This is a genomic window from Geobacillus sp. Y412MC52 (genome assembly GCF_000174795.2).
In the GTDB taxonomy this organism is placed as follows: domain Bacteria; phylum Bacillota; class Bacilli; order Bacillales; family Anoxybacillaceae; genus Geobacillus; species Geobacillus thermoleovorans.
This window is the reverse complement of the sequence record NC_014915.1, coordinates 1,348,910-1,363,133: the sequence shown is the minus strand read 5'-3', so window position 1 is coordinate 1,363,133 and position 14,224 is coordinate 1,348,910. Positions and strand designations below refer to the sequence as shown.

Genomic DNA, 14,224 nt, shown 5'->3' with positions numbered 1-14,224 from the left:
GCGGGGCTGCCCGAGATGGCCATGATTGCGTCGTGGGGCAGCCTTTTTACGCCCGCCGCTGCTTTCTTTTCTGCCGCCGTCTCCCCCAACTCTCGTTGTCTTCCATTTCACACTTTTCCCTTGCCATGGACAGTTACACCTTTTTGGTGCTGGACGGCCCATTGGCCGTTCAGGCAGGCGTCTGCTGTTCCCCATTGACGCTGCGTATGTTATGCTAATAGAGAAAAACGCAGAAAAGGTGTCAGGGAATGAAGTCATACATCGTCATTGGAGCTGGCATTTTAGGGGCCTCTACCGCCTATCATTTGGCTAAAGAAGGGGCAAGCGTGATGATCATCGACCGCGGCGACAAAGGCCAAGCGACCGATGCGGCGGCGGGGATCGTGTGCCCTTGGCTGTCACAGCGCCGCAACCAAAAATGGTATCGGTTAGCGAAAGGCGGGGCGAAATTTTATCCTTCCCTCATTGAAGAGCTGGAATCATACGGGGAAACGGAGACCGGTTACGCACGCGTCGGGGCTCTATGGCTGCACACAGATGAACAGAAACTGGAACAAATGGAGGAGCGCGCTCTCAAACGGCGCGAAGACGCGCCGGAAATGGGAGAGATCGTGCGGCTTCATCCCCAAGAGGCGAAGGAGCTGTTTCCGCCGCTTGTCGGCGAGCATCATGCCCTTTATGTGAGCGGCGCCGCCCGAGTGAACGGTCGGGCGGTGCGAGACGCCCTCATGAACGCTTCCCAAAAGCGCGGCGCCGCCTACATCCGCGGAAACGCCCGACTCCTGTTTGAAGGCTCCCGCATCATCGGCGTGGAAGCCGACGGAACGAAATACGCTGCCGAAGCGGTCATCGTCACGGCCGGCGCCTGGGCCGGCGAGTTGCTGGAGCCGCTCGGGATCAAACTGCTCGTCACCCCACAAAAAGGGCAGCTCATTCACTTGGAGCATCCGGAATGCGACACATCCCATTGGCCAGTCGTCATGCCGCCGAACAATCAGTATATGCTCGCCTTCCCGGGAAGCAGAATTGTGATCGGAACCACACACGAAGATGAAGCGGGCATGGACATTCGCCCCACCGCCGGGGGAATGCACGAATTGTTGGACAAAGCGCTTGCCGTTGCGCCGGGGCTCTCCACCTGGACATATATCGAGACGCGAGTCGGATTCCGCCCGCGCACGCCTGGGTTTCTCCCGATCTTCGGACCGCTTCCGGGCTTTTCTGGGGTGTATATCGCCAATGGGCTCGGCTCCTCAGGTCTCACCGTCGGCCCGTATTTAGGAAAGGAGTTGGCGAAACTCGTCATCGGCCTGCCGACGGAACTCGACCCAAGCGATTATGACGCAGCAAGCGCCGTCGCACCGATCGTTCAATGAGGGGATCAGAAAAAGCAACAACGGATCTTCCACGATATAGACAACAGCCAACGCAGCGACTGATATCCCTTTCTCACCGTCAGGGCAAAGCTGACCGTGTTTTGTCAGCTTTGTCCTTCATATTTTTTCAACTGCTCCGTCAGCATTTGAAACCATTCCATATCTTTGCGGTCAAGCGCTTGATCGATTTGCATCTTCAAAATCGACACTTCATGGCGTTTCAACGCTTCATCGAGCACTTGCTCGGCCGCTTTCGCCATTTTCTCATGGCGCTCATGCCGCCGGACGTTTTCAAACGCTTGGTGATCAATGAGCCGAAGGTACGAAAAATTCCTTGCCTTTCCTGGAAAATGAAGCGTCAAATAGAGCGGTTCATTTGGATGCAGCGCCAAATCGCCCATAATGGCGGCCAAACTCGTACTTTTTTGACCGCGTCGATAAAACACAAGCCCCTCTTCTTCCGCCATCGCGGTTGAGATGATGAGCCACCGCCCTTGCTTTTGCTCGGTTTCCGTAAACTGGACGTTCTCAAGCAAATGGGGGTGCTGAAGCAAATACTTAAGCACAAACCGTGCATCCGGATGCTTTAAGCGATGATTGTGCAAAAACGATGTTAAAAAATTGCGTTTTTCTAAGGCTGACACCCACCTCATCGCACTGTCCCCTCCTCCCTATTTCCAAACTCTCCTTAACCGAGCTAACTCTTGTATATATCCCCAAAATGACACTGGAGACATGATCATTTGGTAAAACAAGACAAAGACGACAAAACCAATTCTATTTCTTCTGATCTTGAGATCCAATTTTCGGAACACCGATCTTTGATATCGGTATAGAACCCAATACGCGATCAACGTCAGCGGTACAACCAACAACGTCATCGGGCCAACAATGTAATAATAACCGAAGAAGGCCAAAATTAATCCCGGTAACCAACATAAAGTATAGATGGTGTCTAAATAAGGGAGTAACAAATTCACCATCGTGAGGTATTTCACAAACAATTGTGGTTGCTGCCACGGTTTTACAACCTTCAACGCCTCGATCATTCCCCTTGCCCACCGAGATCGTTGTCTGCAAAAATGTACCCAAGAAACCGGAACATCCGTAAACGCCACCGCATGAGGTTCAAAGTAAATTCTCCATCCTTTTTCTAGCAAACGCCAAGAAAGGACAATATCCTCTCCAATGGCATCAGGCCAACCGCCAACTTCTCTAATTGCCTCCGTCTTATATAAGCTATATGCCCCTTGGGCCACCAAAGTTCCTTGGTATAATCCTTGCATTCGCTTAATCGAAGCAATACCAAGAAAATAATCCCATTCTTGAATTCTAGCAAGAAGGTTCTCCCGACTGTTTCTCACTAAAACAGCACCAGCTACAGCACAAACATTCACTGGAGCCGACTCTATCCTAGCAATCAAATATCTTACTGCTGATCGATGAAGCAATGTATCGGCATCTAACGTTATCATCAAATCGGTACTAACATGCTGGAGGCCTTTATTTAACGCGTGGAATTTTCCCGGTTTCTCCTCTTTCAAAATGGTAACATCCAGTCCCAATCTCATTGCCGCACGGCGCGCTTTCTCTACTGTTTGATCTGTTGAGCCATTATCAACCAATAACACACGTATTTCCCCATTGTAATCTTGCTTAGCAATATACTTTAATGTGTTTTCAATTTTATCAGCTTCATTTCTGGCTGCGATCAATATCGTTACCGCTTTGTCTGGATATTCAGTTTTCAACGGAGGCTGGCGATCAAGCAATAAACTAACAACCAAAAAAGCGGTCAAATATCCGGGGATATAGGCTAAACCTGCTATAATCACTACAGAGAGCGGAAAACTTACCAAATGAGCCAAATCAAAAATCCATGGTATGGAGACATAAACGCTAAAGCACAGCCACAAAAATGCAACGATATGGCCTATTATAAATTTGTATTTAACGGGTATATAGGCTTTGGTCCTTGGTTTTATTTCAGGAGAAGACTGATTGAAAGACAAATTGGTATTCACATGAACACCCCCATCCTAAAATGATAATCTTTTTGGAAATATCATGAATCCAAGCCTTACAACCCCTCAGATCAGAACGTAGAAAACAAAGTTGCTATCATGGAATTAACTCCTTTTGCCTATCCAACTCAAAAGTGTATGAGACAATTGTATGATAACCGCTCATAAAAAAGCAATTGAGTCATTAACGTTTCCTAAATTTTTCAAGAGGAAATTTACAGTGAAGATCATTTCGTCTGTGGATATAAACTTGGAGACACAAGACAGCAAATAAAAACAGCTGCCCTTCGTCTTCAGGCAGCTGTTTCTCACAGACGGCCAAGCTATCCCCAGCAGGCCGCAATTGGCATGGGCCTACGCAAGCTGCAGCGCAAAGTGGCCATTTAACCCGAGCGCTTCGGCTGTGGATGCTTGCACTTGCCGCAAAAGCGATTCGTTTTTCATCAATGATTCACCGTAGGACGGAATCATTTCTTTCACTTTCGGTCGCCATTCTTTCATCTGCTCTGGGAAACATTTCTCGATGACTTCCAACATCACATGAACCGCCGTCGATGCGCCTGGCGAAGCGCCGAGCAACGCCGCGATCGAGCCATCGGCCGCATGAACGACCTCCGTGCCGAATTGCAATGTTCCTTTGCCGCCAGATTCCGTGTCTTTGATCACTTGCACGCGCTGACCAGCGACGACGATGTCCCATTCGTCGCTTTTCGCCGTCGGGACGAATTCACGCAGCTCTTGCATGCGCTGTTCTTTGGACAACAGCACTTGCTGGATCAAATAGTTGGTCAAGGCCATATTTTTCACGCCCGCCGCCAAGATCGTCAATACGTTATGCGGCTTGATTGAAGTGAACAGGTCGAGCATCGATCCGTTTTTCAAAAACTTCGGCGAAAAACCCGCAAACGGCCCAAACAGCAACATTTTTTGATTGTCGATGAACCGCGTGTCCAAGTGCGGCACCGACATTGGCGGCGCGCCGACTTTCGCTTTGCCGTACACTTTCGCGTGGTGCTTTTCCACAACCTCCGGATTGTTGCACACCATAAACAACCCGCTCACCGGGAAGCCGCCAATCCCCTTTCCTTCGGGAATGCCGGATTTTTGCAACAAATGGAGGCTGCCTCCCCCGGCGCCGATGAAGACGAATTTGGCCGCATGGCGCTCAACGGCGCCCGTGTCCAAATTCCGCACCTTCAACTCCCATAAGCCATCGCTTGTCCGTTGGATATCCTCGACATGATGGCGGTAGTGAATGTTGACATTTTTCCGTTTCAAATGTTCAAACAGTTGACGCGTCAACGCCCCGAAGTTCACGTCCGTTCCCGATTCGATCCGCGTCGCCGCAATCGGTTCGGTCACAACCCGATCTTCCATCATGAGCGGCACCCATTCGGCCAACTTTTTCGGTTCATCGGAAAATTCCATCCCTTTAAACAGCGGATTGGCCGCCATCGTTTCATGCCGCTTTTTCAAAAACGCCACATTGTCTTCCCCTTGCACGAAGCTCATATGCGGCAGCGGGCGGATGAACTCTTTTGGATTCGCGAGCACTCCGCTGTTCACTAAATGAGCCCAAAACTGCAAGGAGACGTAAAATTGTTCATTGATTTTGATCGCTTTGCTGATGTCGATCGACCCATCGGACTTCTCAACGGTATAGTTCAGCTCGCAAAGCGCCGCATGCCCCGTCCCGGCGTTGTTCCACTCGTTGGAGCTTTCCGCTCCTGCCTCTTCCAGTCTTTCAAAGACGACAATGTCCCACTCGGGCGCCAATTCCTTCAAGAGCGTCCCCAACGTCGCGCTCATAATGCCAGCGCCGATTAAAATGACATCCGTTTTTCCTTGTTTGTTGCCCATGTTTACCATCCCTATCCATGAATAGTTGTAAAAGAGCATCGAGCGATCGCTCGAAATGATTCCACCGATACCCCTTTTGTTTTTGAGGGCGATTACAAAATTTATTATAACACAATTGATTAATAGTATGTCACTATTATCGATTTTAACAAAAATATATTAATATAATTCAATGCACCGTTGCATATTCATGACATCAACACGACCATCCGCAATCGCCCTTCACAATAATTTTACAAAATCGTTGAATATTTCGCCACCATCTCGAGAAAAAACGCAGAGATTTTTCAAGAAGACTGATGAAAAACAAACGAAATCATTTCATAGCAGCAAAAAAGACGGCTCCATGCCGCCAAAGCGTCATATAAGCCATCTACACCCGAAACATTCCAAGGTGACATCCATCGTATTAGGCAATCGTTTTTTCAATTTCTCTAACAAATGGCTCGTGCGAAGTATTCTCTAAAAAATCTTCGAATATTTCATCAAGTTGCAAGTTGAGATCTTCATTGACCTCATTCCCGTCCTCGTCATAAATCTCAAAGTGGCTGTACTTCCATTGATCAAATGTTTCCCTAAGCAAGTCACAGTATGTCACCCAACGCTTTCCATAGTTAGACATATACGTCGGCACCCATTGATCAATGTAAACGTTGTTTAACAACTCATCTAACGGAGAACAATAAAATCGCGAGCCCTTACTTCTCCCCAGCGATCGGACAAGCTCGGCAAACTCTTCCTTCTTCATTTTCCTCACTTCACCGGAATAGTCATAGCTGATCTTGCCGTTGTATGGGTTGATGAATGGTTCAGCGGTGTATATCCATTGGTGCGGTATATGCGTTTGAATCACTTCCATGAGCATTCGGGCAATGAGTTGCGGGATATCACGGAAATCCAATTTTTCTCTTCCTCCCTCACAAGAAGATGCGAAACAACACCGTCTTTCATCCCGCAATGGAAACCGTAGGATGAAAGGCGGCCAAATTTCGTAATCAAGCAAGGCGCTTCCGCGGTCACGGTCTTCACAAACGCGGCGGCCCTTCGGCATCCTTAGGCCATGCCGTCCATACGACGATCAATTGGCCGCTTGTCGTCACCAACCTTCTTATTCCCCATGGCCTCCCCTTGTTTTTTATTTCCCTACTCTTCAAGCAATCCCCGAACATCTTCCTCTGGAAGATCCACCAACCGAGCAATGTCTTCCACCGTCATTCCTTTGCGCTCCATGTTACGAATCAGCTGTTTCATTCCTTGTTGAATTCCACGTTCGATCCCTTCTTCTAACCCCTCCTTCCTTCCCTTTTGCTCATAGGAAATGATCAGCTCCAACACGTTCTCTTTTTCTTTCGTTTCCATCGCCTTCACTTCTCTTTGCAGTTGTTGCTCTTCCTCCTCCGACAACTTCACATACGTTTCAAAAAAGCCCAAGAGCAGCCGCTGCCTCGCTTCATCCAGCTCCAATCGCACCAACATGCGCAAAAACTCTTTTTTCAACTCGACTTTCTCACTTTCAGTATACCCCATTTTACCAAGCAGCGCAGCCGCAATCGGATTGTCATGCCGAATAGAATCCCGCCAATGTTTCTTGCGCAGCTCCACCGGGAAAAAGCGGAACTGCAGCACCTCGCCAAAGGGAAACTCAATCGAAAACACGGACGGTTCATCACGGAGGGCATCATGGCTGAAGACGGCAATGGGAACAATGCGGATGCGGTATTTTTCAAACAAACGGCTGAAATAGACAAACATGCGCTCCGGAAAGGACGACTGCACGCTGCTTTGATTCTCCACATGAACGATGATCAGTCCATCTTCCCCTTTCAGCTTCGTCTCGACCAACAGATCAACGCGGTATTTTTCTCCTGCGGTCACATCGGTGAACAGTTCTTCGGACAAAAAGGACAAATGGCGGAAATCGATATGCTCGTGCATGTCGGGGAAAAAGAGGAAGAGAAACTCTTCGAAGAACGTCTGGATCAGCTCTTTGAACAATTGGTCATGGTCAATGGCCATCCGATCACCTCACGATGAAGATGTTCACCAACTATCATTCGTGAGCACGAGGCGAAAATCCTGCATGGAAGACATAAAAAATGGAGAGCTAGGAAAAAGCTCTCCGTTTTGTGCTTGCTCCCCGTCATACAAACAGCAGCGAACGCGAGTGAAAAACACTCAGTTGAAAAAGGCTACTTCAAAAAGTTATGTCATCATCACCTTTTGAGACCGCCCTTCAGTAAGTACATCGCCACGACCAGCGTTTGCTTTTACTTTCTTAGAACGGCCGGCGGGTATTTCAGCTCAGGATGCAACGTTTCAAACACATCAGCAACATTTAATATCGTTCCTTCTCCAAAGGCTGGGCCGATGATTTGCATCCCTACAGGAAGTCCTTGAACAAAACCACATGGCACCGTTACAACAGGCAAGCCCGTCAAGTTAAACGGTCCTGTAAAACGGATGATATGGTCAAGAAAGTTTACTTCCTCTCCATTGATCCATACCGTATCCTGCCCGATTTTGGGAGGGAGAAACGGAATGGTTGGAGTAATCAAAACATCCACCTTATTGAATACTTCCATGAACTCACGATCCAATTTCAAACGAATTTGTTGCGCTTCCAAGTAGTCTACAGCGGAAGGGAGTTCTCCAAGCTTTAAAAGGAAACGGACATCATCGCCAAAATCTTCTTCTCTTTCTATTAAATGATTGTGATGAATAGCGCTGGCTTCTGAAAGAATCGTGATCATTTCCGCATACTGCGCATATTGCAATGTTGGAATTCGCACGGTTTCTACAACAGCACCTTCGCGTTCCAAAGAAGCAATTGCCTGTTTAACTACTCTTTCGACTCCTTTATCCACATGATCAAAGAAGTACGGTTCTATGCCAATTTTTACACCTTTAACAGACTCCATGAATTGTGTGGAATAACTCGTTGCAGGGGCATCGGTGGAAGTAGGATCTTTTGGGTCATACCCTGCCACAGCTTCTAAAATATAGGCAGCATCCCTCGCCGTTTTTGCCATCGGACCGATATGGTCCAACGACCATGCAAGCGGGAAACAACCATATTTGCTTACTAGTCCATAGGTGGGCTTTAAACCGACAATGCCGCAAAACGAAGAAGGGATTCGAATCGAACCACCGGTATCTGTTCCTAGGGAAGCAATCGTCATATGCGCCGCCGTTGCGACCCCCGATCCTCCGCTTGAGCCTCCGGGAATGCGTTCAGGATCCCAAGGATTTCGGGCAGGTCCGAAATGAGGATTATTGTTCGTTGCTCCCCAAGCATACTCATGCAAGTTTGTTTTTCCAGGAAACACTGCTCCCGCTTCCGTCAACTTCTCGATTACTGTCGCACTGTAAGTTGGACGGAAGTCTCGGTGAATTTTTGACCCCATCGTTGTTGTTTCATTAGCTACGTAAAGAATATCTTTGATTGCTATGGGAATGCCATGCAACGGACCGCGGTAATTTCCAGATAAAATTTCTGATTCCGCCGCCTCAGCCTGCTTGCGTGCTTTCTCTGCTGTCACCTCTATATAGGCATTCAGCTTATCGTTTAATGTTTCGATTTGTTCGAGTACGTCGTCAACGAGTTCAACAGGTGAAACTTCTTTGTTTTTTAGAAGAGGGGAAAGTTCAGAGATTGTTTTCGTATTTAGCCGTTTTTCCACGATACACACCTCCCGGTTGGTGGACGACTCCAATATCTTCCTCATTCAAACCGAGTTTTTCGACTCCCTGTTTTAGTTGCTGAATGGCTTTCCACTGATGCTCAAGCATCATCAATTCCTGTTCTGAACACTTAATCCCTTTTTCTCTTAATTTCTTTTCTATGCTACTGTTCATTTCGTTGCCTCCCTTCTAAAATTATTATACATTACAAGAATTAAATACCAAAATATTTTGAATTAACAAAATATAATAAATATACACCCGATTATTTTGACAATACTCTACTGAATTTCCTAAAATGTAGTTAGACATCACCTGTCGAAGGTTCGTTGTCAGCGATCCAAGGTTCCTATGTAACCAATCCTAAAATCTAAAAGTAAAGAGGGGAACGCCATGGAAGCGAAACAAACTGTGTTTGTCAATGAGTTCACTAACGGCATCTTAGACCCTCATGGAAACATGCTTGGCCCCGTGCAGGATGGGGGATACATTGTCGCCAATACTACTCCTGGCTGCTGGGGACCGATGATCACTCCTTGCATCCGCGGTGGCCATGAAGTGACAAAGCCCGTTTTTGTCGAAGGCGCTGAAGTAGGAGACGCCATTGCGATTAAGATCAAATCGATTCGCGTCACCTCTATCGCCACATCCTCAGGAAATGATAAGCCAATGGAAGGTCGGTTTGTCGGCGATCCGTTCGTTGCTGTCAAATGCCCACAGTGCGGAACGATGTACCCGGAAACGAAAATCGAGGGGATCGGCCCGGAAGCCATTCGGTGCGCCAATTGTGGCGCGGACGTGACTCCATTTGTATTTACGAACGGCTATACGATGACGTTTGATCCAAACCGACAAATCGGCGTGACCGTGCATAAAGAAGCGGCAGAACACATCGCTCGACAAGGACGGTACTACATGGCGACACCCGACAACTCCGTCCAAAACCCGATCGTCACGTTTGCGCCCCATGACTTAGTCGGAACGGTGGCCAGACTCCGCCCGTTCCTCGGACAGCTCGGCACCACCCCGGCGCGTCCGCTGCCGGATTCACATAATGCTGGCGACTTTGGCCAATTTCTGATCAACGCCCCACATGAATACGGGATTACGAAAGAACAGCTGGAAGATCGCACGGACGGACATATGGACATTAACCGTGTACGCGAAGGCGCCGTGTTGATCTGCCCTGTGAAAGTGCGGGGCGGAGGTGTTTATCTCGGTGATATGCATGCCATGCAGGGCGACGGGGAAATTGCTGGGCATACGACCGACGTATCTGGCATCGTCACCCTTCAAGTGAAAGTGATCAAAGGGTTGACCATTGACGGACCGATTCTTCTTCCTGTTGCTGAGGACCTTCCTTACTTGGCAAAGCCATTGACAAAAAAAGAAAAAGAGATCGCCCTCGATTTGGCACAATCATGGGGAGTAGACAAATTGGAAGAATCGTTGCCGATTTCCTTTGTCGGGACAGGCGCCAACCTAAATGAGGCAACAGAAAACGGGTTGCAACGGGCAGCGAAAACGTTAGGCATCTCTGTCCCTGAGGTGATGAACCGTGCCACGATTACCGGCGCCATCGAAATTGGCCGACATCCTGGGGTCATCACCGTGACCTTCTTGTGCCCCATTCGTTATTTAGACAAGATTAGTTTGACCTCGCTAGTGTACGATCAATATCGCAGCGTTTTGGAGTAAACACACATCGATCATCACCAAAGGCTTCATCCTCTCGCACTTGCCAAGCGGGGATGAAGCCGTATGTTTGTCAAGATTCGGGCACATACATTTTCTGCAGCGGAAGCAACGCCCTTGCATCGCTGGGCATGTTCTCATACCAATGGACAATCAAGTTGACCAGTTCTTCTAAATCAATCAGTTTCACGGAATTATGTTTGGCGACTGCCTCTGCATGGGAAGTAAAACCGCCTGTTGAGACGAACAGGCAATTGGCATCAATCGGGTTGGCCCCGAGAAGCTGCTGGATTTCAGGAGCCGAAGCGGCGCTTTTGCGATGCTTCACTTGCACCTTAATTATGGGTTTTTCAAAGCCAAACGCGTCCTTATAAGCCAACACATCCACCCCACCGTCAGGGCCTTTCGGGCTCACTTGCACGTTGTACCCCATCGCTTGAAGCAAGCCTGCCACTAAATCTTGCATTTGCCACGGATCAAGCTTGTCCACTTTGTCCTGGATCATCATCAACGCTTTTCCAACAAGGTCTTCGACGATTTCTTCCGTTTCCCCCTCTTCAGATTCATCCCGAGGTTTTGGGAATGATTGGCTGTTTAAACGCTGCTCGATTTCATCGCCCCATTCGTCCACTCGAAAAACCGTCAGCGTCGAACCTAAACTGTTCTTCGCTCCGTCTGACAACGAATCCCTTGGAACTGTGGCATTTTCCCATTTTACACGGATGATGTTCGGATAATAGGGATGCCCGATGGCAGGATCGTAACGATGCTCTTCTGTCACGGTTCCAACAATGTACTCCCTTTTCTCTTTCGAATATGTGATCACACGATCGCCTTTTTTGATTTCATGGGCAAAACGCCATACTTGATTCACCCAGCTCGTTCTCGATTTTGGTTTTGACTCGGCGAACACTTCATCAGCCTTTCGCTGCAACTGTTCCTTCGACTGAAAGTTCTTCGGGTCGCCCAATCTTGCCCAGCCGATCGATGCGATGCCCTTTTCCAGCCAAAGCGGAATCAGTTCATTGCGGTCGCCCGCGCGGATCATCCACCATTTTGACATTCGGGTTCCTCCCTCTAGAAATGTTGATTTATCAAGGCTTTTCGGCCCCTCAGGGGTGTCCAAAAAATATTTTTCGACAAAATCCCTTACATCCTTTTTCAGTTTTGTGGATATCTTACAGACCTAGGGTGCGCTTCGCGGCCACGGCTGGGGATATTTTCCTTCCGTGGGGAGAAGCGTATTCGATGCACCCTTTGGATCTCCGCGTCGCTGATGAGGACGAACCCTCCCATGTCTCCGGGCGTCTTCGCGCCAACATTCCCTCGTTCGGTCTCGTCATCAGGCGGAGGCCGGCCAAGCTCCTTTGGGGACTCAAGGTCGAATGGATAAAATCACGCCAGCTTCTCCGGTGTCATCCTGTTGTCCAACGATTCTTCCGTTCGCAGGGGGAGGCCTTAGGCCGCCCGTTGCACCTGGGACAAGACGTCCTGTTTCATTCGCTCCGCGTCAAAGGCTTGTTTCTTCGTACAAATCGCAAACAGCACATTCAACAGCTTCCGGCATAATGCGACGATGGACTGCTTTCCGGTCAGCGGATTGACGGGGCGGGTCGTGTAATAGTCATGCAGCTCGCGAAACGCCTCGTTGTGCCGGATCAGCGGAATCATCGCCCGAAACAGCACCGATCGCAGCCGTTTCCGTCCCCGTTTGGAGATGTGCTTTTGCCCTTTGCGCTGGCCGGAGGAGTTCTCTTTGAGCGTCAGGCCCGCCAACTTCACCAATTGACGCGGGTCCCGATAGTGGGCGAAGCTGCCGATCTCCGCCAGCAGATCGATGATCGTGGCGTCTCCCAACCCGTCGACCGTTTTCAGCCATTGATACTCCATCGTCGTTTGAACCAACGCCTTCAACTCGGCGTCCAACGCGGCGATCTCAGCCTCCAATTGGCGGTATCGGCGGACGAGCGCGGCGATTTCAAACCGGGCCATCGTCGTCCCTTCCGTCACCCCAATCGAGTCCTTCGCGGCGTCGATCAACGCCTGAATTTTGGCCTTCTGCGGGCATTTCAGCCCTTCGCTTTGCCGGTACACCTCGATGAGCTCCTCGGCGGATCGGCTGGCCATATCGGCCGGAAGCGGCGTCCACTCCAGCACCGAAAGCGCCGTTTTCCCCAGGTCGCGAAACACCGTCCAAAACTCTGGAAAATATCGGTCGGTCCAGCGGACGATCGCGTTTTTCACCGCCGTCTGTTCCTTGCGGAGCTTCTCTTTGAGCGTGCTCCCGACGCGCAAATCGGCTTCGATCTCGTGCAGCAGCCGGGGGACGAGGAATCGTCCGTCTTTCGCCAGTCTGGCGATGACTAGGGCGTCTTTGGCGTCATGTTTCGTCGGCAGGTTGTCATCGAGTTCTTTCGACCGGCACACATGCGCCGGGTTGACCATGACCAACGGGATCCCGTGCTCCTCGAGGAAGTAGGCCAGGTTCAACCAGTAGTGCCCGGTCGGCTCCACCGCGACGATCACCTGCGGCTTTCCGAACGCTTGCATCGCCTCCTGAATCGCTTCATACAGCTGGCGAAAGCCCTCTTTCGACTGGAAGATCGGGAACGATTTGCGAAGCACACGCCCCCGGTCATCCACGAAGCAGGCGTAGTGGGTTCGTTTCGCGATATCGATGCCCACGACAAGCGTTTGTTCGGTGACTTGATCAATTTTATAGTTTTGTGTACAATTCATCTGAAGTCCTCCTTGGTATGGTGAGTGATGTGTTTGACACCCCTGCATCATACCAAGAGGGCTTTTTTTGATCAAGTCCCCGGAAAAGCTCCTAACGGGAATGCTCCTTTTTGCAAAAAGAAATCGCTCCGCCTGTGAAGCAACCATTCTTCTAAAAACAGGAGCCGAAACAATGAGCCTATAGCTCACCGCTATAGGCACTACATTTAAGATGTGCCAAAACGAACAAACCGTATAACATAAGCCCATCCATCGGTGTTCTTCACCTAATTACAAACTGTTTAATCGATTTCGTTCAATTTTGATCGTATGATCTTTCCCATCCAATACATCTGCGCGCTTGCTGCCGTAGAGGCGAAGCTTGGGAGAGCCTTTCACCGCTTTTATGGAAAGCCGCGGAGTTCCCCGAACTTGTTGTCTTTGCAGGTCGACACACTCGAGAAACTCATTCCAACGGACGATGGTAATCACTTGATTGGAGTCACTCGGCTGTTTCTGTGCGCAGACAAATGCAAACATGATTTCTTTTTCCTTGCTGTGTTCGAGATAAATCTTGTTAATTTCTGCAATCTCATGATCGCTGAATACAAACGACCAAGTGAAATCTTTGGAGCCGGATGGATTCGTGTTGTATTTCGTGTACATAATATAGCTCGCTTTATTCGTCGTGACTTCATAAATTTGTCGGTTGTCATTTTCCTTTTCAAACAGCGCCGGCGCCAACCCGCCGTTGACCAGCGCGGAAAGAAGTGCTCCATAGTAATAATCCGCTTTACGAATCGTTGCCATCCCGTGACCCCTCCCTTTGTCATAGATAAAAAGATTCAGTTGATTTGATTGTATCAACTT

The 14,224-nt window shown here is 49.1% G+C and carries 12 protein-coding genes; 2 read left to right on the top strand and 10 right to left on the bottom strand.

Annotation, left to right across the window (positions count from 1 at the left end; genetic code table 11):
- Positions 1-248 precede the first annotated feature (248 nt).
- Positions 249-1,376: an NAD(P)/FAD-dependent oxidoreductase gene (locus tag GYMC52_RS06780; RefSeq protein ID WP_013523502.1), complete on the top strand. Its 1,128-nt coding sequence runs from the start codon at positions 249-251 to the stop codon at positions 1,374-1,376.
- 104 nt (positions 1,377-1,480) lie between these two features.
- Here GYMC52_RS06780 and GYMC52_RS06775 read toward each other — a convergent pair whose 3' ends face one another.
- The 7 genes from GYMC52_RS06775 to GYMC52_RS06745 form a co-directional block, all read right to left on the bottom strand.
- On the bottom strand, positions 1,481-2,029 hold the full coding sequence (locus GYMC52_RS06775) for a YpiB family protein (RefSeq protein ID WP_013523501.1): 549 nt from the start codon (positions 2,027-2,029) through the stop codon (positions 1,481-1,483).
- Positions 2,030-2,047: 18 nt separating this feature from the next.
- Complete coding sequence (locus GYMC52_RS06770) at positions 2,048-3,400, bottom strand: glycosyltransferase family 2 protein (RefSeq protein WP_013523500.1); 1,353 nt, start codon at positions 3,398-3,400, stop codon at positions 2,048-2,050.
- A gap of 354 nt (positions 3,401-3,754) precedes the next feature.
- Positions 3,755-5,260 carry a malate:quinone oxidoreductase gene (locus tag GYMC52_RS06765; protein ID WP_013523499.1) on the bottom strand — a complete coding sequence of 502 codons (1,506 nt, stop codon included), beginning with the start codon at positions 5,258-5,260 and terminating at the stop codon, positions 3,755-3,757.
- 409 nt (positions 5,261-5,669) lie between these two features.
- Positions 5,670-6,161: a hypothetical protein gene (locus tag GYMC52_RS06760; RefSeq protein ID WP_011230891.1), complete on the bottom strand. Its 492-nt coding sequence runs from the start codon at positions 6,159-6,161 to the stop codon at positions 5,670-5,672.
- A 242-nt stretch (positions 6,162-6,403) separates the two neighbouring features.
- Positions 6,404-7,276 carry an Rpn family recombination-promoting nuclease/putative transposase gene (locus GYMC52_RS06755; RefSeq protein ID WP_013523498.1) on the bottom strand — a complete coding sequence of 291 codons (873 nt, stop codon included), beginning with the start codon at positions 7,274-7,276 and terminating at the stop codon, positions 6,404-6,406.
- Between the two features lie 251 nt (positions 7,277-7,527).
- Positions 7,528-8,940 carry an amidase gene (locus tag GYMC52_RS06750; protein ID WP_013523497.1) on the bottom strand — a complete coding sequence of 471 codons (1,413 nt, stop codon included), beginning with the start codon at positions 8,938-8,940 and terminating at the stop codon, positions 7,528-7,530.
- Entirely contained in the window at positions 8,906-9,115 is a 210-nt protein-coding gene (locus GYMC52_RS06745) for a hypothetical protein (protein WP_013523496.1), read from the bottom strand. The genes GYMC52_RS06750 and GYMC52_RS06745 overlap by 35 nt, the downstream gene beginning before the upstream one ends.
- A 219-nt stretch (positions 9,116-9,334) precedes the next feature.
- Between GYMC52_RS06745 and GYMC52_RS06740 the strand changes: the two genes are divergently transcribed.
- On the top strand, positions 9,335-10,639 hold the full coding sequence (locus tag GYMC52_RS06740) for an acetamidase/formamidase family protein (RefSeq protein ID WP_013523495.1): 1,305 nt from the start codon (positions 9,335-9,337) through the stop codon (positions 10,637-10,639).
- 70 nt (positions 10,640-10,709) lie between these two features.
- Here the strand turns inward: GYMC52_RS06740 and GYMC52_RS06735 are convergent, their stop codons facing one another.
- The 3 genes from GYMC52_RS06735 to GYMC52_RS06725 form a co-directional block, all read right to left on the bottom strand.
- Positions 10,710-11,699 (bottom strand): restriction endonuclease, encoded by a 990-nt coding sequence (locus GYMC52_RS06735; RefSeq protein WP_013523494.1) that lies wholly within the window; start codon positions 11,697-11,699, stop codon positions 10,710-10,712.
- Positions 11,700-12,094: 395 nt separating this feature from the next.
- Entirely contained in the window at positions 12,095-13,375 is a 1,281-nt protein-coding gene (locus GYMC52_RS06730) for an IS110 family transposase (protein ID WP_012820563.1), read from the bottom strand.
- 270 nt (positions 13,376-13,645) lie between these two features.
- Entirely contained in the window at positions 13,646-14,164 is a 519-nt protein-coding gene (locus tag GYMC52_RS06725) for a hypothetical protein (RefSeq protein WP_013523493.1), read from the bottom strand.
- Positions 14,165-14,224: the final 60 nt, after the last annotated feature.

Coding starts and splice junctions, on each gene's coding strand:
- GYMC52_RS06780 (WP_013523502.1), top strand. CDS start 249: ATGAAGTCATACATCGTCATTGGAGCTGGCATTTTAGGGGCCTCTACC.
- GYMC52_RS06775 (WP_013523501.1), bottom strand. CDS start 2,029: ATGAGGTGGGTGTCAGCCTTAGAAAAACGCAATTTTTTAACATCGTTT.
- GYMC52_RS06765 (WP_013523499.1), bottom strand. CDS start 5,260: ATGGGCAACAAACAAGGAAAAACGGATGTCATTTTAATCGGCGCTGGC.
- GYMC52_RS06755 (WP_013523498.1), bottom strand. CDS start 7,276: ATGGCCATTGACCATGACCAATTGTTCAAAGAGCTGATCCAGACGTTC.
- GYMC52_RS06745 (WP_013523496.1), bottom strand. CDS start 9,115: ATGAACAGTAGCATAGAAAAGAAATTAAGAGAAAAAGGGATTAAGTGT.
- GYMC52_RS06740 (WP_013523495.1), top strand. CDS start 9,335: ATGGAAGCGAAACAAACTGTGTTTGTCAATGAGTTCACTAACGGCATC.
- GYMC52_RS06735 (WP_013523494.1), bottom strand. CDS start 11,699: ATGTCAAAATGGTGGATGATCCGCGCGGGCGACCGCAATGAACTGATT.
- GYMC52_RS06730 (WP_012820563.1), bottom strand. CDS start 13,375: ATGAATTGTACACAAAACTATAAAATTGATCAAGTCACCGAACAAACG.
- GYMC52_RS06725 (WP_013523493.1), bottom strand. CDS start 14,164: ATGGCAACGATTCGTAAAGCGGATTATTACTATGGAGCACTTCTTTCC.